This is a genomic window from Arthrobacter sp. B6 (assembly GCF_001663775.1).
Classification (GTDB): domain Bacteria; phylum Actinomycetota; class Actinomycetes; order Actinomycetales; family Micrococcaceae; genus Arthrobacter.
On the sequence record NZ_KV467168.1, the window covers coordinates 2,741,243 to 2,761,430 of the forward strand.

The 20,188-nt window shown below is 65.7% G+C and carries 16 protein-coding genes and 1 tRNA gene; 7 read left to right on the plus strand and 10 right to left on the minus strand.

The features are described from left to right. The first annotated feature begins 176 nt into the window (after positions 1-176). The gene (locus AU175_RS12110; protein WP_066289104.1) at positions 177-2,816 is read left to right on the plus strand and encodes a trehalase-like domain-containing protein; all 2,640 of its coding nucleotides are present in this window, start codon (positions 177-179) and stop codon (positions 2,814-2,816) included. Between the two features lie 77 nt (positions 2,817-2,893). Here AU175_RS12110 and AU175_RS12115 read toward each other — a convergent pair whose 3' ends face one another. The 4 genes from AU175_RS12115 to AU175_RS12130 form a co-directional block, all read right to left on the minus strand. Continuing rightward, on the minus strand, positions 2,894-4,036 hold the full coding sequence (locus tag AU175_RS12115) for an FAD-dependent oxidoreductase (RefSeq protein WP_066289106.1): 1,143 nt from the start codon (positions 4,034-4,036) through the stop codon (positions 2,894-2,896). Between the two features lie 20 nt (positions 4,037-4,056). Then, positions 4,057-4,983, minus strand: a complete 927-nt coding sequence (locus AU175_RS12120) for an AEC family transporter (RefSeq protein WP_066289109.1) — start codon at positions 4,981-4,983, stop codon at positions 4,057-4,059. A gap of 52 nt (positions 4,984-5,035) precedes the next feature. Next, positions 5,036-5,461, minus strand: coding sequence for an aspartate 1-decarboxylase (gene panD / locus AU175_RS12125; protein WP_197497088.1), 426 nt, complete (start codon positions 5,459-5,461; stop codon positions 5,036-5,038). A gap of 108 nt (positions 5,462-5,569) precedes the next feature. Beyond that, positions 5,570-6,484 carry a LysR substrate-binding domain-containing protein gene (locus AU175_RS12130; protein WP_066289117.1) on the minus strand — a complete coding sequence of 305 codons (915 nt, stop codon included), beginning with the start codon at positions 6,482-6,484 and terminating at the stop codon, positions 5,570-5,572. A 154-nt stretch (positions 6,485-6,638) separates the two neighbouring features. On the opposite strand from AU175_RS12130, the gene AU175_RS12135 reads away from it, so the two are divergent. Then, complete coding sequence (locus AU175_RS12135; RefSeq protein WP_066289121.1) at positions 6,639-8,102, plus strand: amino acid permease; 1,464 nt, start codon at positions 6,639-6,641, stop codon at positions 8,100-8,102. 315 nt (positions 8,103-8,417) lie between these two features. After that, positions 8,418-11,924 carry a proline dehydrogenase family protein gene (locus AU175_RS12140; RefSeq protein ID WP_197497089.1) on the plus strand — a complete coding sequence of 1,169 codons (3,507 nt, stop codon included), beginning with the start codon at positions 8,418-8,420 and terminating at the stop codon, positions 11,922-11,924. Positions 11,925-12,055: 131 nt separating this feature from the next. On the opposite strand, the gene AU175_RS12145 is transcribed toward AU175_RS12140, so the two are convergent. Both AU175_RS12145 and AU175_RS12150 read right to left on the minus strand, forming a co-directional pair. Continuing rightward, on the minus strand, positions 12,056-12,364 hold the full coding sequence (locus AU175_RS12145; RefSeq protein WP_066289122.1) for a hypothetical protein: 309 nt from the start codon (positions 12,362-12,364) through the stop codon (positions 12,056-12,058). 176 nt (positions 12,365-12,540) lie between these two features. After that, on the minus strand, positions 12,541-13,395 hold the full coding sequence (locus AU175_RS12150; protein ID WP_066289124.1) for a LysR substrate-binding domain-containing protein: 855 nt from the start codon (positions 13,393-13,395) through the stop codon (positions 12,541-12,543). Between the two features lie 171 nt (positions 13,396-13,566). On the opposite strand from AU175_RS12150, the gene AU175_RS12155 reads away from it, so the two are divergent. Continuing rightward, positions 13,567-14,934 (plus strand): MFS transporter, encoded by a 1,368-nt coding sequence (locus tag AU175_RS12155; protein ID WP_066289127.1) that lies wholly within the window; start codon positions 13,567-13,569, stop codon positions 14,932-14,934. Between the two features lie 53 nt (positions 14,935-14,987). On the opposite strand, the gene AU175_RS12160 is transcribed toward AU175_RS12155, so the two are convergent. After that, entirely contained in the window at positions 14,988-16,142 is a 1,155-nt protein-coding gene (locus AU175_RS12160) for a N(5)-(carboxyethyl)ornithine synthase (protein WP_066289130.1), read from the minus strand. Beyond that, positions 16,139-16,279: a hypothetical protein gene (locus AU175_RS22015; RefSeq protein WP_197497090.1), complete on the minus strand. Its 141-nt coding sequence runs from the start codon at positions 16,277-16,279 to the stop codon at positions 16,139-16,141. Before AU175_RS22015 ends, AU175_RS12160 begins: the two co-directional genes overlap by 4 nt. A 201-nt stretch (positions 16,280-16,480) precedes the next feature. Here AU175_RS22015 and AU175_RS12165 point away from each other — a divergent pair, with 201 nt between their 5' ends. Beyond that, positions 16,481-16,858, plus strand: a complete 378-nt coding sequence (locus AU175_RS12165) for a hypothetical protein (protein WP_066289132.1) — start codon at positions 16,481-16,483, stop codon at positions 16,856-16,858. A gap of 41 nt (positions 16,859-16,899) precedes the next feature. On the opposite strand, the gene AU175_RS12170 is transcribed toward AU175_RS12165, so the two are convergent. Further along, a tRNA-Gly gene (locus AU175_RS12170) sits at positions 16,900-16,973 on the minus strand. Between the two features lie 240 nt (positions 16,974-17,213). On the opposite strand from AU175_RS12170, the gene AU175_RS12175 reads away from it, so the two are divergent. After that, positions 17,214-17,657: an SRPBCC family protein gene (locus AU175_RS12175; RefSeq protein WP_066289137.1), complete on the plus strand. Its 444-nt coding sequence runs from the start codon at positions 17,214-17,216 to the stop codon at positions 17,655-17,657. Positions 17,658-17,707: 50 nt separating this feature from the next. Here the strand turns inward: AU175_RS12175 and AU175_RS12180 are convergent, their stop codons facing one another. Further along, positions 17,708-19,336, minus strand: a complete 1,629-nt coding sequence (locus tag AU175_RS12180; RefSeq protein WP_331711945.1) for a CAP domain-containing protein — start codon at positions 19,334-19,336, stop codon at positions 17,708-17,710. A gap of 248 nt (positions 19,337-19,584) precedes the next feature. Here AU175_RS12180 and dcd point away from each other — a divergent pair, with 248 nt between their 5' ends. Further along, positions 19,585-20,160: a dCTP deaminase gene (gene dcd / locus AU175_RS12185; RefSeq protein ID WP_066289140.1), complete on the plus strand. Its 576-nt coding sequence runs from the start codon at positions 19,585-19,587 to the stop codon at positions 20,158-20,160. The last annotated feature ends 28 nt before the right edge of the window (positions 20,161-20,188 follow it).

Below are 20,188 nucleotides of genomic sequence, written 5' to 3' on the forward strand. Positions count from 1 at the left end.
CCGCAACTTTACACAGTTGCAATCAAAGGGACTTTCGGGGGAAACCGCAACGGCGAAGAATGACAATTGCCCCCTCTGGAATTCCATCCGGACTTCCAGGGAGGGGCACCACCAGGAAGTCCGCCAGGTAATCCAGCGGCTGCTTTTCCGGGCCGGGTCTGCTCGAAGGGTTACGCATGCCTACTCCGTTGAACCAGAGTGTGGCGGATTCCGCCCTGCTGACCAGATCACTTCCGCTGGGCCTGCTCCGGGCGTTCGTTCAGTCGGATGCCGCGGACGAGGGGTTCACGCCCAGCCTGCTGACGGAGCTCAAGGTCCTGGCCCGCGTTCCCGGGCTGCTGGTGGCCTGCAACTACGGCGGGACACTGTGCGACGCGGAGGGCATCTCCACCGAAACTTTGCCGCTGGGCAGCGCTGCAATCGCGCTCCGCGCCCTGGCCGCCTTGCCCAACACGCACGCCGCAGTCATCTCCGGGCGCTCGCTGCGGGACCTCGCCGCAGTGTCCCGGCTGCCCGCGGAAGTGCATTTGATTGGATCGCACGGCGCCGAGTCGGACATGGAGTTCGCCCACGTCCAGACCCTGGCCACTGAAGCCACCCTCCAGAAGGTCAGCACGGACCTGTCCGAGGCAGTGGGCTTCCAGGAGGGCATCTGGATCGAGCGCAAGCCCGTGGCCGTTTCCGTACATACCCGGCCAGCCACGCCGGACGTGGTGGAGGCCGTGACGGAAACGGCGCGGGAAATCGCCCGGGCCAACGGGATGTTTTTCATTGTGGACGGCTCCGTGCTGGACCTCTCGGTGGTGGAACCGTCCAAGGCCGAGGCGCTGGAAACCCTCCGGTCCCGGCTCGGCGCCAGCGCGGCGTTGTACGCCGGGGACGCCTACAGCGACGAGCTGGCCATCGCCACGCTCCGCGGCCCGGACATGGGGCTGCGCGTGGGCCCGGGGGACACCCGTGCCAGCCACCGGCTGCGGGACCCGGAGTCCTTTGCCCGCGTCCTGGCGATCCTCTTTGAACTGCGGCGTGCCTGGCTCTTCGGCGAGGATGCGGTGGGGCTCGAACGGCATTCAATGATCGGTAATGGAGCCTCCACAGCGTTGCTCACGCCGGATGCCAAGATCTGCTGGATGAGCCACCCGCTGCCGGATTCCGGATCGCTGTTCGCCCACATCCTGGGCGGGGATGCCGCAGGGCACTTCTCCGTGGAGCCGGTCAAGAGCTCGCAGGTGCTGGGCCAGCGCTACGTGGACAGCACCATGATCGTGGAGACCCGGTGGGCCGACGTGACCGTGACGGACTACCTGGAGCCGGCACCGGAGGGCATCACCAGCCTGGTCCGGGTGCTGTCCGGAAGCGGCGCCGCCAAAATTGTTTTCGCACCGCGGCCGGACTATGCCAACGCCCCGTTCAGCATGGAAGCCCGCGGCGAAGAGCTGCATGTGGTGGGCACGTCCGACCCCATCATCCTTTTTGCCCCGGGTGTCAGCTTCACCATCACCTCGGACGGCCGCCATGCCACAGCCACCGCATCGGTAAACCTGCAGGACGGTCCTGTGGTCCTGAACCTGCGCTGCGGCGACACCGAACCTGAGGCGGCCGATCCTGGCGGGGAGACGGACCGGCGGGCCGGCGTCGCGCATCTTTCCCGCCGCTGGGTGCAGGAACTGGAGTTGCCCTCCGTAAAGCCGTCGCTGGTCCGCCGCTCAGCGCTGGTGCTCCGTGCCCTGGTGCACGAGCCTACCGGCGCCGTGCTGGCCGCGCCCACCACCTCCCTGCCCGAAGGAATTGGCGGAACAAGGAACTGGGATTACCGGTACTGCTGGCTGCGGGACGGCTCCATGACGGTGAACGCACTGGTGGACCTGGGCTCCACCGCGGAGGCAGCCGGGTTCCTGAGCTGGCTGGGGCGGATCCTTGAGCACGCGCCCGGCCCGGAATGGCTGCATCCGCTGTATTCCGTCACGGGGGCGCCGTTGTCCACGGAGGCCGTCGTCGACAGCCTTCCCGGATACGCCGGTTCGCGACCCGTCCGGATCGGAAACGCCGCCGACCACCAGGTCCAGCTTGATGTTTTCGGCCCGATTGCGGAGCTCATCCAGGCGCTCGGCGAACGGACCGGGATGCTCGAGGACGAGCACTGGGAGCTGATGGTGCAGATGGCGTCCGCCGTGCTGGCCCGCTGGCATGAACCCGATCACGGCATCTGGGAAGCCCGCCGGCCGCCGCGCCACCACGTCTACACCAAGGTGATGTGCTGGGCCACGCTGGACCGGGCACTCCGCACTGCCGCGCGGCACGGCAGGGTGCCGGAAGCGTCATGGGAGCCCACGGCGCGGACTATCCGGGAGGAGGTCCTGCGCGAGGGATGGGATGACTCCGCGCAGTCCTACACGGTGGCTTATGACAGCCCCGACCTTGATGCCGCCGTCCTGCACATCGGGCTGTCCGGCCTGCTGGACGTTCACGACCAGCGCTTCCTGGACACCGTCACGGCCGTGGAACGTGAACTCCGGGTGGGACCAACCGTCTTCCGGTACAGGTACGACGACGGCCTGCCGGGCCTGGAGGGCGGCTTCCACATCTGCACTACGTGGCTCATTGAGGCGTACGTTGCGGTGGGCAGGATCGAGGAGGCCTGGGACCTTTTCGACCAGCTGGTTAACCTGTTCGGGCCTACCGGACTGCTGCCCGAGGAGTACGATCCCGGCACGGAGACACACCTCGGAAACCACCCGCAGGCGTACTCGCACCTGGGCTTCATCCGCTGCGCCCGGCTGTTGGACCAGCACCAGCCGGGCGCCAGGGTGCCATAGTTCCGCGCGAACGTACACTTGGGGCCCTCGTGGGACGGGGCCCCAAGTGTACGTTCGCGCTTAACGAGGAGGGGTTGTCAGCGGGAAGCGGAGAAGATCTGTGGCGCGGGCCGAGTGCCGGTGGCCAGGTCGGCAAGAATGCGCCCCACCACAGGGGTGAATTTGAAGCCGTGCCCGGAGAAACCGGCGCCGATGACCACAGGGCCGATCCGGTCAAGGATGAAGTCCTCATCCGGTGTGCTGGTGTACGTGCAGCTGATGGCCTCCAGCGAATCGGCGTCAACACCCGGCAGCCAGGTCCGGGCGTAGTCCTGCAGGGCCGCCAGCTGGACAGGTTCGGGCAGGAAAGACCGCCTGTCCGGATCCACCTCCGGACCGGCTCCGTGCCAGCCGGCCTTGATGCCTTCGCCCGGCGTCCGCATCCCATAGACGGGGGAGTACCAGCCTTTGTAGGTTGGACCGGTTCCGGGCATGTGGTTGAATCCCGGCCACACGGCCCCCTCATCGGCGACGCGGAAGTGGGCCGGCTGTTCCTGCGTGACCCTGAGCCGGGGAAACCGGAGCTTCCCGCTTCCTGCCGCGCCGGACAGGAGCTTCTCCGTCCAGCCGCCCGCCGTCACCACTGCCTGGGCCGCGGTGACCACCTCGGTGCCGTTTGCCGCGCCCTCGGCCTCCAGGGTGAGGCGGACGCCGTCGTCCATGATTGCCAGGTCCACCACCCTGGTGTGGTGCCGGATCTCCGCTCCCCGGGCTGCCGCCAGCCGCTGGAAGGCGGGGAGCGCCGCCTCGGGATTCAGCTGGCCGCCGTCAGGCATGTGCAGGACCTGCTGGTCGAACCGGATGCCGCGCCACCGCTCGGCTGCCTCCTCCGGGCGGAGAAACTCTGCCTGGAGGCCCGCGCCGGTAAGCGCGGCCTGTATCAGCGCGAGCTGCGGATCGGGACCATGGTTGACGATCCCGGTGCGCGCCAGGAGCTGTTCGCCGCTGTCCTGCTCCAGCTCGTCCCAGAGCGCCACTCCTTCGGCGAGCATGGCCACATACTCCGGCCGGTGGTATCCGGGGTTGAAGTTGCGGGTGGTGCCGTGGGACGCACCGATATGGTGGCCGGGCCCGAACTGTTCCAGCAGCGTGACCTGGCGGCCGCGGCGCGCCAAGGCCCACGCGGCAGCCGAGCCCATGGCTCCGCCGCCAATCACAACAGTGTCCAGGATTGTTCCCATATGGCTCCTTAGGTTTCGCATCAGGTCAGCAGCAGCGCCACACCGATCATGGCGGGCACGGCAACCACCGTGGTGATCAGCACGGTGTCCTTGGCCACCGTGAGGCCGGTCTTGTAGCGGCTGGCGGCCACAAAGACATTCTGGGCCGTGGGAAGGGAAGCCGTGACCACCACGGCGAAGAGTGCGTGCCCTTCCATCCCCAGGGCAAAACGCGCGAAAACGTAAGCGAGGGCAGGCTGGATTATCAGCTTGAATGCGCTCGCCAGCACGGTGTCCACGCGACGTTCCGCTGCCGCCTGCAGCGGCCGGCTGCCGTTCAGGCTCATGCCGAAGGCAATCAGCATGGCGGGAATTGCCGCGCCGCCGATGAGGTGGATCGGCTCCATGACCAGCGGCGGAACCTGCCATCCGGTCCCGGCCACCACCAGGCCCAGCGCCGAGCCCACGATCATCGGGTTCTTCAGGATCATCAATACGAAGCCCAGCGGCGTTGTGCGGTGCGAGCTGGTGCTTGAGTCCAGGATCATGAGGAACAGCGGCGTGAAGAAAGCCAGCTGGAATATCAGCAGCGGCGCCACGTAGCTGGCATCGCCCAAGACATAGACGGCGATGGGGATGCCCAGGTTGGCGGAGTTGACCAGGGACGCAGCCATGGAGGACATCAGCGCCTCGGAAAGCGGGCGTTTGAGCAGGAACTTGGCGATCGCGAAGAAGATTGTGGCCGTGGCCATGGCCGACACCGCCGCGACCAGCAGGGGAGCCGCGAAGACTTCCTGGAGCTTTGCCTTGCTGAGGGTTTCGAAGAGCAGCGCGGGGCTGGCCACAAAGAAGGTCAGGCCGCTGAGGACCTGCCGGGCGTTATCACCCAGGATTCCTCGGCGGCCCACAAACCAGCCCACCAGGATGATGCACCAGACAACAAAAAAGCCCGCCAGTACGCCTAGCAAGGACTATGCCCTTCGGCGCAGCGCCGGAGGGGGCCGGGTCTCACGCTCCTGGTTACAGGAAAGCGTTATTGAGAGCGAAAGGGGGGCGCATTAGTCCCGGGGTGTGGCCCTCCGCGGGATCGTTTCCAATCTGCACAATCCGGTTGTCCTTATCCACGTGGACAACCTTCGGGGTGTACGCCTGCGCCTCTTCCGAGGTCATCTGGGCATACGTGATCAGGATGACGATGTCGTTCTCATGCATCAAGTGCGCGGCTGCACCGTTGATGCCGATGACCCCTGAGCCGCGCTCGCCGGCGATGGTGTACGTCTCCAGGCGGGCACCGTTGGTGACGTCCACAATGGCAACAAGCTCGCCGGGCAGGATATCGGCAGCATCGAGGAGGTCCAGGTCGACGGTGACCGAACCTACATAGTGCAGGTCAGCGTGCGTGACGGTGGCCCGGTGGATTTTGGACTTGAACATTGTGCGATTCATAACCCGATCAGTCTAGCGTCGGGGACCGGATCGCGCAGTGACGCAGGAAACATAGCTGCCGGGGCGTCACAGGAACACCTGCGCGGGGCGGGACAGCCGCCGAAGCCGCTAATCGTCGTCGGGATTCCGGACCGATTCCGCCGTGATGGCCAGTGTCTCGCGGGCGGCGAGGATGGCGGGGCGCTTGGCGCTGGAGCGGCGCACCGACGTGAAGATGGTGCGGTGCGGGTTGCCGGGCAGGTCCAGCAGCTGGGCCGTGGTGCCGCGGCCGGTCCAGACGAGGTCCGGCATGAGGGCCACGGCGTTCCCTGACTCGATGAGACGGATCTGGGCCTGCAGGTCTGCGGTTTCGAAGCGCACGTCGGGCTCGAAGCCGGCACTCCGGCACGCCTGTTCAGCCCAGTGCCGTGACGCCGCGCCGCGCGGCTCCATCACCCAGGCGAGTCCGGCAGTGTGCTCGATCGAGGTGATCCGGGGCCGATCAGTGGCCTCGGCAGGGACCGCGAGCCGAATTGCGTCGGTGGTGAGCTTCACGCGGTCCAGTTCCGGATAGCGTGGGGCGGCGTGGCCCGGATACTGCTCGGCAATCACCAGGTCGAAGTCCCGGGCCCACGTCTCATGCAGCGCGGTTTCGGGCTCACGCTGGATCATTTCAATCCGGACCTCGGGGTACGCTGTGGCCATCCTTGACAGGGTTTCCGGCATCAGCGCCAGGGCCGCGGACTGAAACACGGCGATGCGGACCGTGCCGGTGACAGTGGTCAGCGACGCCGCCAGGTCCGCCTCCGCCTGCTCCAGTGTCTCAAGGAGCTGGGCTGTGTGGGCCACCAGGACTTCCGCCTGGGGCGTCAGCTGGACCCGGCGCCCGGTCTTCCGCAACAGCTCCACGCCGGCTTCCTTTTCCAGCAATGCCAGCTGCTGGGAGACCGACGACGGGCTGTACTGCAGTGCCTCCGCCACCTCTGCGAGCGTTCCCCGGATACTTAATTCCCGGAGCAGCCGGAGCCGGCGGACGTCAAGCATGAGGCATTCCTTACCAAAGCTAATCAATATACGTTAGAAGTAGTCACTTTATCTAACTCAAGCACCCTTGCATACTGTTGTGACCGAGTTAGCCCCGTCACAAGCCGTTTTCCGCGTACCGGTGATGGGCTCGCACCCCAAGCAGGAGTTCCTGATGAGCACTAGAGACATGTCCCAGTCGATCATGCGGCGCAAGCCGATCGACGACATCGAAGAAGAAAACAAGCACAGCGGGCTATTCAAGTCCCTTGGGCTGTGGCAGCTCACGGCCATCGGCGTCGGCGGCATCATCGGCGTCGGTATTTTCTCCCTTGCCGGCCTGGTGGCCGCCGGCAGCGAAGGCACACCCGGGGTGGGGCCCGCGGTGCTGATTTCCTTCCTGGTGGCCGGTCTTGCATCCGCCGCCGCGGCGTTGTCCTACGCTGAGTTCGCCGGGATGATCCCCAGGGCAGGTTCGGCCTACACATATGGCTATGTCGCCCTGGGCGAAATTGTCGGCTGGTTCATCGGCTGGGACCTGCTGCTCGAATACATCGCCATTGTGGCGGTGGTGGCCATCGGCATCTCCGGCTACCTTGAGGCTTTCCTGTCCGGCATCGGCATCCACCTGCCGGTCTGGATGACGTCGACGGCGGATGAGGGCAAGGGCGGAATCATCAACATTCCAGCCATCCTGGTCTGCCTCCTCGTCACCTGGATCCTGTCCCGCGGTACCAAGGCATTTGGCCGGTTTGAACTCGTGGCGGTGGCCATCAAGGTCATCCTGATTCTGTTCATCATCGGCCTCGGAGTCTTCTACATCGACACCAACAACTACAACCCGTTCATGCCCAGCGGCTTTGGCCCGGTCCTGGCAGGCGCGGCCACCGTCTTCTTCGCCGTTTTTGGTTATGACGCCATGAGCACGGCGGCAGAGGAAGCCACCGACGGCAAGAAGCACATGCCCAAGGCCATCATCCTCTCCCTGATCGTGGCCATGCTCCTCTATGTGGCGGCCACCCTGGTGCTTACCGGCATGCAGAACTACCAGGACATTGATCCGACGGCAGGCTTCGCCTCGGCCTTCACGAGCGTGGGCCTCCCGGTGATCGCCACCATCATCTCCGTCTTCGCGGTGTTGTCCATCCTCACCGTTATGCTCACGTTCCTCCTGGGTGTCACCCGGGTCTGGTTCGCCATGAGCCGTGACGGGCTGCTGCCCGGCTGGTTCGCCAAAACTGACACCCACGGCACGCCGCAGCGGGTCACATGGATCGCGGGTATCGCGTCCGCCTTCCTGGCCGGGGTGTTCCCCATCAAGGAAGTGGCGGACCTGACCAACATCGGCATCCTCGCCGCGTTCGTCGTCGTCTGCCTTTCTGTGATCATCTTCCGGTACAAGCGCCCGGATGCCCCGCGTACCTTCCGGTTGCCGCTGATGCCCCTGGTTCCGGCCTTCGGTGTCCTCGCCTCCGCCTTCCTGATGTTCCAGCTGCATTGGGAAACCTGGGCCCGATTCGGCGTCTGGCTCGTCATCGGCCTGGCCATCTACTTCTTCTACGGCAAGAAGAACTCGCTGATGAACCCCGAGAGCCCCCGCCACGAGGAAATTGTGGAGATGCACCGCCCCGTAGGCTGACCCCGCCCGGACGCTCTCTCACTTTTGGGGCATAACAGATAAACCCTCCCTCACATCCTGTGAGGGAGGGTTTATCTGTTGTGCGGGAAGAGAGAACGCTGCCGGGAATGGCACAGGAAGTGAGAGACGGTTGGCCCAAAACGTGCAGGAAGTGAGAGAGCGTCCGGGGATTTTCTGACCGTTTGGACGGCTAAGAAAAGAGTTGGGTTTCCTAATGGGTATTGCTTAGAAAACATCGCTTTATCTTATGTGATTCCAGGCTCATACTGATGAATGAGAGCCCTTCAGAACCCAAGGAAAGAACGAGTGCCAGCCATGACCAACACTGCTATGGAGCCCGGTGTGAACTCCGGATCCGCCGCCCGCTCAGCTGACGTTGACGTGCCCCAGGCGCGTGCCCTCGCGGCGGAAACCATCGGACTGGTGCGCCGCTGGCTGACCGAAGCTTCGAAGGTACCCGTGGACGCGTCCGCCCAGCAGCTTGCCGGAGTCCTCAAGGACCCGAACGGCCTGGAGTTCACTGTCGGCTTCGTGGACGGCGTGGTCCGCCCCGAGGACCTTCACGTTGCTGCGCGGAACCTCGCGGCCCTCGCTCCCAGGGTGCCGGCGTTCCTGCCCTGGTACATGCGCAGCGCTGTTCAGCTCGGCGGTGCGATGGCCCCGGTCCTGCCGCAGGTGGTCATCCCGGTCGCCCGCCGCGTGCTCCGCGAAATGGTGGGCCACCTGATCGTGGACGCCACCGATGCCAAGCTTGGCCCGGCCATTGCCAAGATCCGCAAGGACGGCATCAAGCTCAACGTCAACCTCCTGGGCGAAGCCGTGCTGGGTGAGCACGAAGCCTCCCGCCGGCTTGAGGGAACCCACTCCCTCCTGGCCCGCCCGGACGTGGACTACGTCTCCATCAAGGTCTCCTCCACCGTGGCCCCGCACTCCGCCTGGGCGTTCGATGAGGCCGTTGAGCACGTCGTCGACAAGCTCACCCCGCTCTTCGCCCGCGCGGCCTCCTTCGCAACCGCGGGGCAGCAGGCCAAATTCATCAACCTGGACATGGAGGAATACAAGGACCTGGACATGACCATCGCGGTCTTCACCAGGATCCTGGACAAGCCCGAGTTCAAGAACCTCGAGGCCGGCATCGTGCTGCAGGCCTACCTGCCGGACGCCCTCTCCGCCATGATCCGGCTCCAGGACTGGGCCGCCGGACGCCGCGCCAACGGCGGCGCCGCCATCAAGGTCCGCGTGGTCAAGGGCGCCAACCTCCCCATGGAGCAGGTGGAATCCTCGCTGCACGGCTGGCCGCTTGCCACCTGGGACACCAAGCAGGACTCGGACACCAACTACAAGCGCGTCATCAACTACTCGCTGCACCCGGACCGGATCAGGAACGTCCGGATCGGCGTGGCCGGCCACAACCTCTTCGACATCGCGTTCGCCTGGCTGCTCGCCAAGCAGCGGGGCGTGGAATCGGGCATCGAGTTCGAGATGCTCCTGGGCATGGCCCAGGGCCAGGCAGAAGCCGTCAAGAAGGACGTCGGCTCGCTCCTGCTCTACACGCCGGTGGTGCACCCGGCCGAGTTCGACGTCGCCATCGCCTACCTGATCCGCCGCCTCGAAGAGGGAGCCAGCCAGGACAACTTCATGTCCGCCGTCTTCGAGCTCAGCGAAAACGAAGTTCTCTTCGAGCGCGAGAAGCAGCGCTTCCTGGCCTCCCTGGACAGGCTCGACGACGCCGTGCCGCCGGCCAGCCGGCAGCAGAACCGCAACCTTCCGCCGCAGCCCCTGCCGCACAAGGGCTTCGAGAACACCCCGGACACCGACCCGTCGCTGCCGTCCAACCGCGACTGGGGCCGCGCCATCCTGGACCGCGTCCCGTCCTCCACCCTGGGCAACACTGCCGTGGAAGCCGCCACCATCACGGACGCGGAGACACTCAACAAGGTCATCGGGACCGCCGTTGACAAGGGCAAGGCCTGGGGCGCCCTGTCCGGCGACGAGCGTGCCGAAATCCTGCACCGCGCCGGCGACGTCCTGGAAGCCCGCCGCGCGGACCTGCTCGAGGTCATGGCCAGCGAGACCGGCAAGACCATCGACCAGGGTGACCCCGAGGTCAGCGAAGCCGTGGACTTTGCCCACTACTACGCCGAGTCCGCCCGCAAGCTGGAAAAGGTCGACGGCGCCACGTTCGTCCCGGCCCGGCTCACCGTGGTGACCCCGCCGTGGAACTTCCCGGTCGCCATCCCGGCAGGGTCCACCCTCGCGGCACTCGCCGCCGGCTCCGCCGTCGTGATCAAGCCCGCGAAGCAGGCCCGCCGCAGCGGCGCCGTGATGATCGAGGCCCTGTGGGAGGCAGGCGTCCCGAAGGACGTGCTGACCATGGTCCAGCTCGGCGAGCGGGAGCTCGGCCAGCAGCTGATCTCCCACCCTGCCGTGGACCGCGTGATCCTCACCGGCGGCTACGAGACCGCCGAGCTGTTCCGTTCCTTCCGCAAGGACCTGCCGCTCCTGGCGGAGACCAGCGGCAAGAACGCCATCATCGTCACCCCCAGCGCGGATCTGGACCTGGCCGCGAAGGACGTGGCGTATTCGGCCTTCGGCCATGCCGGGCAGAAGTGCTCCGCCGCATCACTGGTGATCCTGGTGGGCTCCGTGGCCAAGTCCCGGCGCTTCCACAACCAGCTGATCGACGCCGTCACCTCCCTGAAGGTTGGTTACCCGGAGGATCCCACCAGCCAGATGGGTCCGATCATCGAACCTGCCAGCGGCAAGCTCCTCAACGCCCTCACCACCCTGGGCGAAGGCGAAAGCTGGGCCGTGGAACCGAAGAAGCTGGACAGCACGGGCCGGCTCTGGAGCCCGGGTGTGCGCCACGGTGTCCGCCGCGGATCCTATTTCCACCTGACCGAATTCTTCGGACCGGTCCTCGGCGTGATGACGGCTGAAACGCTGGAGGACGCAATCGCCATCCAGAACCAGATCGAGTATGGCCTCACCGCCGGCCTGCACTCACTCAACCCGGACGAGCTCGGCACGTGGCTGGACTCCATCCAGGCAGGAAACCTGTACGTCAACCGGGGCATCACCGGTGCCATCGTGCAGCGCCAGCCGTTCGGCGGCTGGAAGAAGTCCGCAGTGGGCGCAGGCACCAAGGCCGGCGGCCCCAACTACCTGGCCGGCCTCGGCGACTGGGTCAGCGCCGAAGCGTCCTCCACGGCGGCCATCACCAACGCCGCTGTCCGCCGTATCCTGAACGCGGCCGCCGGTGCCCTGCAGCCGGCCGAGCTTGAAACCCTGCAGCGCTCCCTGGCCTCCGACGCCCAGGCCTGGGCGGAGGAGTTTGGCACGGCCAAGGACGTCTCCGGCCTCAGCGCGGAGCGGAACATCTTCCGGTACCGTGCGCTGCCGGTCACCGTACGGCTTTCCGAGGGTGCCCCGTTGGCACATCTGGCGCGGACCGTGGCTGCCGGCGTCCTGGCAGGCTCGGCACTGACAGTGTCCACCGCCGTCGAACTCCCCGCCCAGCTCCGCTCCGTGCTTACCGGCCTGGACATCACCGTTAGCGTGGAGTCCGACGCCGGCTGGCTGGCTTCGGCGGCACGCCTCGCCGCTGCGGGCAAGCTGTCCGGGGCGCGGATCCGCCTGATCGGCGGCGACGCCACCGCCCTGGCCGAAGCCACTGACGGCCGCCCGGACCTGGCGATCTACGCCCACCCGGTGACGGAGGCCGGACGGATAGAGCTGCTGCCGTTCCTGCATGAGCAGGCCATCAGCATCACGGCCCATCGCTTCGGTACGCCGAACCATCTCTCGGATGCCCTGATCTAGGACACTCCAATACCTGGACAAACGAAAGGCCCGGCGGCCACCTCTCGGGGACCGCCGGGCCTCTTTGTTTCAGTAGTTTCGCTCCAGTAGGGGCCGGCTGCGCGGGATACGAGCCTGGAGACCTGTCGTAGTCAGCCCAGGTACCAGCCCGGGGGAGTCCACGATGCGGGAACGCTGTGGGCTGAGAACTCCTCGCAGCGGGTGCAGGTGTAGGCGACTTCACCCAGGGTCCTGACTACCCCGTCGCGCCGGTAAACCGGAGGAATGTAGGACTCGAGATAGATGAATTCGTCCGTGCCGCACTTGTCGCAGGTGGGCTTACCGACGTACTCGGACGCGGCGGTGGGCATTCCTGCCCCGAAATGGGAATGGTGCGTGACCAGCGGGCGGGCGGTATGTGAACGTGCTGAGTGGAAATGGGAGTTACTGGCTGTCTTCATTGGCTGCCTATCCCGAGCGCGACCGGCCCATGGGTAGCAGGCGCGCGCTCGTTGTGTAAAAACCGGCCTCTGCTTGACCCATGGGAATCCAGCATAGGCGAAGCGGGCTTCGGCATCAATGGTTTGCGCCAAGGCGGGTGCCTGAGGACCGAAGTCCGGTGGGGCTCACGGCCGCCCTAGGCGGACTTTTTCAGGGTCCTGCCCACGATGGCCTGGGTCAGGGCGTCGATGACTTCGGCATTGGCTAGCGGGTTGCGGATAAGGGTGAAATCAACATCCCCCACCGGCGGGAGGTCGAAACGCCTGGTAATGATCTTCAGGTCTTCCGGGACAAGCGACGACGGCATTACCGCGACGCCGATGCCGGCCCGGACCGCCGCCAGCACGCCGCTGATCTGCCGGGTTGTGCAGGTGATCCGCCACGTGCGGCCGTGCGATTCCAGGGCGTCGATGGCCAGTTTCCGGCTGAGGCTGGGGGAGGGGTAGGCGATCAGCGGGACGGGGTTTCCGGGCTCCAGCGACGTCTGCTCCAACCCCACCCAGGAGAAGGAATCGTGCTGCACCACCGTGCCGTCCTTGGCGCCGGCAACCCACTTCACGAACACCAGGTCCAGCTGGCCGGCGTTGAGTCTCTTATACAGCTGGTCGCTCTGGCCGACGGTCAGTTCGAGGTTGATTTGTGGATAGATCTGCCGGAACTCGCGCAGGATCCGGGGCAGTCCGGTGATGGCGAGGTCGTCCGCGGTGCCGAAACGCAGCCGCCCGCGCATGGCGGAGCCCGAGAAGTAGCGCGAGGCTGCGTCATGGGCCGAGAGGATAGTGCGGGCAAATCCGGCCATCGCATCTCCGTTGTCCGTCAGCCGGACGTCGCGTGTGTCCCGGGTGATCAGGACACGCTTGGCAGCCGCCTCCAGTTTCCGCACGTGCTGGCTGACTGTTGGCTGCGCAAGCCCCAGCCGTTCAGCCGCCTTGGTGAAACTGAGCGTTTCCGCCACGGCAAGGAAGGAGCGGAGCTGGGCGGGTTCGAACACGGATGGTTCCTTTGCTGGAGGACGGGCCCGGGCGGACAGCCCTCGGAGGGCGGGCCCGTGACTATTACATTCCGCAATGCGAGTTATAGACACAATAACCCTACATAATCGAGGCCGCTCACCCTAGCGTTAAGGGCATCCCAGCCCGCCCCATTACTTGAGGACACCCCTGTGGCACCCCCACCGCCATCATCGGCAACCGTCAGCCAGCCCGTCATCGACTCCGCCAGTTCCGAAACCCAGCCCATCGCCGTCGTCACCGAACGGCTCCCGTGGCGGCACACCTTCATCTCCCTGAAGGTCCCCAACTTCCGCATCTTCGCCATCGGCCATTTTGTGGCAGTGATAGCGATCTGGATGCAGCGAATTGCCCAGGACTGGATGGTCCTGGAACTCTCCGGCTCGGTCACCGCTGTGGGCATCACCGTGGCGCTGCAGTTCCTGCCGTCCCTCATCCTGGGTCCCTGGGGAGGCATGATGGCGGACCGGTTCGCCAAGCGGAAGATCCTCATTGTGTGCCAATGCCTGGCCGGGGTCCTCGCGGCGGCGCTCGCCATCCTCTCCCTCAGCGGTGCGGTGCAGGTCTGGCACGTGTACGTCATCGCCCTGGTGCTGGGCCTTGTCACCGTACTGGACCAGCCCGCACGGCAGGTCTTCGTCAACGAGCTGGTGGGCCCCAGGTACCTCCGGAACGCGATCAGCGTCAACTCCACAACGTTCCAGCTGGGCGGGCTGATCGGGCCGGCCCTCGCGGGCCTGATGCTGACCGCCGTCGGCGCCGGCTGGGCCTTCGCCGCGAACGCCCTGGCCTGCTGCTCCACGGTGGCAATGCTGCTGCTCCTGCGGAAGGACCAGCTTTTCGTCAGCACCCCGGCCCCCAAGAAAAAGGGCATGCTGCGCGAAGGGCTGCAGTACGCGCTCAGCAAACCCACTATTTACTGGCCGTGGCTGATGGCCGGGTTTATCGCCGTCTTCGCCATGAGCCTGCCGGTGCTTTTGGCAGCGTTTGCGGACCGCGTGTTCGACGTCGGCGCCGGCGGCTATGGCCTGCTGAATGCACTCGTGGCGCTGGGCGCCCTGTGCGGTGCCATCGCGTCCACCCGCCGCCGCCGGCTTCGGCTCCGCTCCGTGGTGTTCTGTGCCGGAATGTACGGCCTGATGCTGTGCCTGGCCGCGCTGGCGCCGTCCATGGTGTGGTTCAGCGTGGTGATGGTCCTGTCCGGCTTCTGGTGCCTGATGTTCCTCACCGGATCCAACCAGCTGGTCCAGATCAGCTCCAACATGGGCATCCGCGGCCGCGTCATGAGCCTGTACATCATGGTGCTGATCGGCGGCCAGGCCATCGGCGGGCCCATGCTCGGCTGGATCGCCGAACACGCAGATCCGCACGTGGCACTGCTTGTGTCCGGCGGCGTGCCGGCGCTCGCTGCGTTGACAGTGGGCGTGGTCCTGGCCCGCAAAGGCGCGCTGAAACTCCGGGTTGACCTGAAGGACCGCCGCCACCCCGTGCGGATCGTCAACCGGCCCGCGGCGGCCTGAGCCTGCCAACCCTCAGCGCAGCTCCAATAGGCCGCAAGCCGCTGCCTGCCGGCCTAGGCCGGCAGGTGCGGGTACTCCGGCCGGCGCCGCTGGAACTCCAGGACGTCCTTGTTAAGGACAACACCGTCACGGATTTCGATGGCCCGGGAAATGGTTTCGTTCGTGTCCCACTCCGAGGGGCCGCCGATCACGGTCTCCAAGAACGGCAGCACGGCCTGGCTGATCTCCCAGCTGGAGGAATTCCAGAGGTAGGAGGGGCTGTGGTCCACCGCGTAGTGGTTGATGTGGTCGCCTATGGTGAACATCGGGTCGGCAAACGTGGTGGACCGTGCCCAGCTGAAGCCCATGCCCTGGTCGCACGAAACGTCGACAATCAGGCTTCCGGGGCTGAACGCTTCCAGGTCTTGGGTCCGCAGGTAGGTGAGCGGATTGTTGGGATCCTGCAGCGTGCAGTTGACCACGATGTCGCTCTCGGCCAGGAACGGTGCCAGCGGCACCCGGCCCCGCTCCGTGATGACCTGGCTGAGGAAGGGGGCTTCGTCGTCGTGATCAAACTGCACGATGTTGACCGAGTGGATCGGCGCGCCCACCGCGGCGACTCCGCGGTTGGTCAGCACCTGGACGTCATGGATGCCATGGGCGTTCAGGGCGGTCACCGCCCCACGGGCTGTGGCCCCGAAACCGATTACGACGGCGCTGAGGCGCCGCCCGTAATCGCCGGTTGCACCGGAAAGTGCGAGGGCGTGAAGGACCGAGCAGTACCCGGCCAGCTCGTTGTTTTTGTGGAAAACGTGCAGGCCGAAGCCGCCGTCGCTGGCCCAGTGGTTCATCGCCTCGAAGGCGATGAGCGTGAGCTTCTTGTCGATGGCCAGCTGCGTGATGGCGCGGTCCTGCACACAGTGCGGCCAGCCCCAGAGGACCTGGCCGTCACGCAGTTCGGCGAGGTCTTCCGGCTGCGGTTTGGGCAGAAGCACGACGTCGGCCTCCGCCAGTAACGCTTCCTTGGTTGCCATTTTCCCCACAAGGGTGGAGAGGTGCTCATCCGAGATGCCGAAGCGCTCGCCGTAGCCCTCCTCCAGGATGATGCGCCCGCGCACCTCAGGGGCAATACGCTCGAAATGCAGGGGATGGATGGGGAGGCGGCGCTCGTCGGGTTTCCGCGTGGATGCCAGGACGCCCAGGCCCAGCTGGGTCTTATGGCCACTCACTTCTTTTTGGCGGCCTTGCTGGACGTGATGTCCAGGGAGCTGGCCGGCGCGGAAGCGGCCCTCTTGTCGGCGCGCTTTTCCTTGATGGATTTGCCGGATTTTTTGGATGCTGCTTGACGCGGGGACTTGTCAGCCATGTGTGCTCCTGTAGCGGAACCGAAGAGGTTCCTGGCTTCTGACGATACACGGCAGCACCTAACGGGCATCCGGCAGCGGCCGGACGCGTTCAGTGGGCGGCGGCCGGCGCGGCGGTCATGGTGCCCACAGGTTCCCGGTGTGAAAATGACGCTCTGGGGACTGCGCCGGGCAGGCCATCGCGGAATCACGGGAAGGGCACCATGGGAACCATCGAGATTAACAGCACCGTCCTTATCCCCTGCGGCCGGTCGGAAGTTTACGCGTTCTGCGTCGACGCGCAGGCGCGCTCGGCAGTGCCGGGGCAGGAGGGCCTGATGCCGCAGTTCAAGGACCTGGTGACGGACCGGTCCTGGTCGGAGACGATGGAGAGCCGCACCGAAACGATTACGTGCTCCTATGTGGTGTATCCGGTGGCAGACAGCACCCGCATGACCGTTACCGCGCAGTACGCCCCGAAGGGACTTGGGCGCATGTTTTCCGGCGCAAAGGAAGGTGCCTACCGGAAGCAGGAGGCGGCACGGTTGGCTGCGCTCAAGAAGGCCTTGGAGCGCCAGGTGAGGCTGGGAAAGAAGGGTTAGTTCCGGCGTCGTCCGCGTGTATCTGTTCCGGATCGGTGATGTGGAGCGGCTGACGGGAATCGAACCCGCGTATCAAGCTTGGGAAGCTAGCGCTCTACCATTGAGCTACAGCCGCATGACCCCGATTTGGGCGGGGCAGAACTTAGCTTAGCGCAGTTGCGCGGCCCCGCCGTCACCGGCGCGTTTGGGCCGGCACCGTGTCTGCCGTGCAACCGGCGTCATCCAGTAACTCTTCAATAACGTACCCGTCCGTAGCTAGGTGCGCGGTGAAACGACTGACTACTCTGAACCGGATAGCTGCGGTGTCATGGGGGAGACGGGCTATTGAAGTTGGTCGTCAAACAAAAGGATTCCCATGGCATTCGCAGAGCACGAGGTACTCATCCGTCGTGACGCGATGGCTGTTTACACTTTCCTGGTTGATGGGCTGAATCTTCCGCAGTGGCGGGACGGGATCCGCAGCATTGGCCTCGCCGCAGGGGCCGTCGGAACCAAGGGCGCCGTTTACCAGCAGACCCTGGCAGGGAGATCCGGACGGCCCGTTGCCGGAGACTTCGAAATTACCCAGGCACGGCCGGGTGCCGAAATACAGTTCCAGGTCATCGCCGGGCCCGCGAGGCCCTCGGGCGGGTATTACCTCAGCACAGAGGCGGAAGGTACCAGGGTCAGGTTCGCCCTCGAGTTCCAGCCGAAGGGACTCAAGGGCCTTCTGAAGACCATGATCCAGCGGACCCTGAAGGCCGAAGTGGCCCAGCTGGAGCGGCTGAAGCACGTCCTGGAACTCCAGCCGGCCGCCTAGGAGCCATTGCCGGCGTCGGTATTTCCACCATGCGGCCCCGGTGTCCGCCCCTATTGTGCGAGGCGCTGGCCTGACCAGCTTCCAGAGATGTTCGACGGCGCTGCGAGGCTTCCGCCGCTCAGGTCCCAGTACTGCACAACGTCGTTAGCCCGGCGCAGGGCGACTCCAGTGGAATTCAGCCCCGTGACATCCTTCAGCGGCCGGATCGCTGTGACATCCTGCCAGCCGGTGGCCACGGTGGTCCTTGCTTCCGCACGGGGAGCGGGGATTCCCGCGCCGCGGTAGAGCTGGACGGCACCGGTGCTCTGCAGGGCGAGGAGGTCCTGGAATCCGTCTGCGTCATAATCGACCATACCCAGCCTGTTGGCAGCCACGCCGCCGGCCATCAGCGAGCGGGAGGAGAGGTCGGCCAAGCCCTTGTTCGGATACAGGTAGACGTATCCTGCGGTGTCCATGGCCACGATCTGGGGCAGCCTGTTGTTGGCGCACCAGCCTCCGACGGCCAGCGTCATGCCGGACCAGCCGCCCTGGCCAAGCGTGACGGAAGCGCCGAAGCCACCGCCGGCGATGCCTGGATGCATGGTGAGCCGGCCATCCGCCCACTGTGTCAGGAGGTCGTACGCGCCGTCCCGCTGCCAGTCAGTGATGAAAACTTCCTTGGCGGTTCCGAAGCCGGACCCTATCTGCCTCGCAGCGCCGTAGGTCCTGTTGCCGGTTGAGGGGCGGTTGATCAGCTGGCCGGAAGCGTTGATGGTGACAAGGTCGGCCGGGCTGGTGATGGCTGCGTTAGCCAGGTTCAAAGTGGGTGGCATGTGCTTGCCGGGGGCATCGCAGGCGCTCGGCGCAGGCGGCGGCAGTTCCGCGCTGCCGCCCGGGGATGTGGTGGTGCCGGCCGGCAGGGTTGTGTAGCCAAAGAAGTTCACCACGCCCCACATCGTGTAGCGGTTGGGTGTGGTCTGCCAGTTGCCGTCGGTGTACGTGATGCCTGCGCCCATCACGTTGAAGCGCGGATCCAGGAGCATGGCGTTGTGGCCTGGCGAGGTCTTCCACCACTCCACGAGTTGCGCTGCGTCCCGGTCCCAGCGGACGGCGATAACCTCGCCGGCACCATTGTTCGGCTTAAGCGCACGGGGATCGGTCCAGAAGCTGGCACGGTGTTCAATGACCTCCCTGGTGGCGATGTTGTTGGACCACTCCTGGGCCATCCCTGCCACAGTGGCGTGGTACTTCACCGCCGCAAGGCCCTTGGCCGCCCGGTATTCGTTGATGCGGTTGAACACCGTGAGGATGGCTGCGGCGTTGCTGTCCGGCACCAAGGCCTGCGGGGCAGGGGCTTCCACTGTTGACTCGGGGTACGGTCCGGTTGGGGCCGTGGGCTGGGCCAGTTCGGCATCGGGTGCCCATAGAGGCGGAATGGACGCTGGCTCGGGCGCTGTTGGTTCCGAATTGACGGTTTCGGTGGGCGCCGGGGAAACGGTCAGCTGCTCCGCTGTGACCGCAGAAGATGTGCCGGACGAGGGTGCGTCTTCGGCATTGGAAGCCGGGTGGCTGTCAGGTTCTTCGGCAGGGGAAGCCGGGCGGATGTCCGGTTCCACGGCCGGGGCGAGCACCGCCCCGGTGCCGCTGTCCGGCAAGGCCGCTCCGCCGTCGTCCGTCACTACGGCAGGACCCAACGCCACGGCCCCTGTGCCTGATGCGCCCGCGGACTGACCGGGTGGCTGTCCGGTGAGACCGGCCTGGATACCCCCGCCAGGGGAGGCAAGCGCCAGGGCGCACAACATGGCAATAATCGCGGGCGGCGCAAATTTTCTCAAAACTATCCCCAGCTACAGTCGGACCAACCGGGAGACCATCCGGCGGCTGTCATTCTGAGCCAACGTTAGACCCGGCACGCGGTGGTAACAATAGATGCGGTATTTTGGGAGGCGTGCTGATCTCTGACCGCGATATTCGTGCCGAAATAGACTCCCAACGGATTGTCCTTGAACCGTACGATGCCGTGATGGTCCAGCCGTCCTCGGTGGACGTACGGATTGACCGGTTCTTCCGGCTCTTCGACAACCACAAATACGCGCACATCGATCCCGCGGAAGAGCAGCCGGAGCTGACCCGCCTGGTGGAAGTGGAGGACGGCGAGCCGTTCATCCTGCACCCCGGCGAGTTCGTGCTTGGCTCCACTTACGAGACGGTCACCCTGCCGGATGACATCGCCGCGCGCCTCGAAGGGAAGTCCTCACTGGGCCGCCTCGGCCTGCTGACCCACTCGACCGCCGGATTTATCGACCCCGGATTCTCGGGGCACGTGACGCTGGAACTGTCCAACATGGCCACGCTGCCCATCAAGCTGTGGCCGGGCATGAAGATCGGCCAGCTGTGCTTCTTCCGGCTGTCGTCCGCCGCAGAATTCCCGTACGGCTCCGGTGAGTACGGCAACCGCTACCAGGGCCAGCGCGGCCCTACTGCCAGCCGCAGCCACCTGAACTTCCACCGCACGGAGATCTAAGCCCGAGGCGCAGGTTGGCGGGCCGGGC

Bases quoted from the DNA above. Each gene is read 5' to 3' on its own strand.
- AU175_RS12110 (WP_066289104.1), top strand. From the start codon at position 177: ATGCCTACTCCGTTGAACCAGAGTGTGGCGGATTCCGCCCTGCTGACC.
- AU175_RS12115 (WP_066289106.1), bottom strand. From the start codon at position 4,036: ATGGGAACAATCCTGGACACTGTTGTGATTGGCGGCGGAGCCATGGGC.
- panD (WP_197497088.1), bottom strand. From the start codon at position 5,461: ATGAATCGCACAATGTTCAAGTCCAAAATCCACCGGGCCACCGTCACG.
- AU175_RS12130 (WP_066289117.1), bottom strand. From the start codon at position 6,484: ATGCTTGACGTCCGCCGGCTCCGGCTGCTCCGGGAATTAAGTATCCGG.
- AU175_RS12135 (WP_066289121.1), top strand. From the start codon at position 6,639: ATGAGCACTAGAGACATGTCCCAGTCGATCATGCGGCGCAAGCCGATC.
- AU175_RS12140 (WP_197497089.1), top strand. From the start codon at position 8,418: ATGACCAACACTGCTATGGAGCCCGGTGTGAACTCCGGATCCGCCGCC.
- AU175_RS12145 (WP_066289122.1), bottom strand. From the start codon at position 12,364: ATGAAGACAGCCAGTAACTCCCATTTCCACTCAGCACGTTCACATACC.
- AU175_RS22015 (WP_197497090.1), bottom strand. From the start codon at position 16,279: ATGGCTGACAAGTCCCCGCGTCAAGCAGCATCCAAAAAATCCGGCAAA.
- AU175_RS12165 (WP_066289132.1), top strand. From the start codon at position 16,481: ATGGGAACCATCGAGATTAACAGCACCGTCCTTATCCCCTGCGGCCGG.
- AU175_RS12175 (WP_066289137.1), top strand. From the start codon at position 17,214: ATGGCATTCGCAGAGCACGAGGTACTCATCCGTCGTGACGCGATGGCT.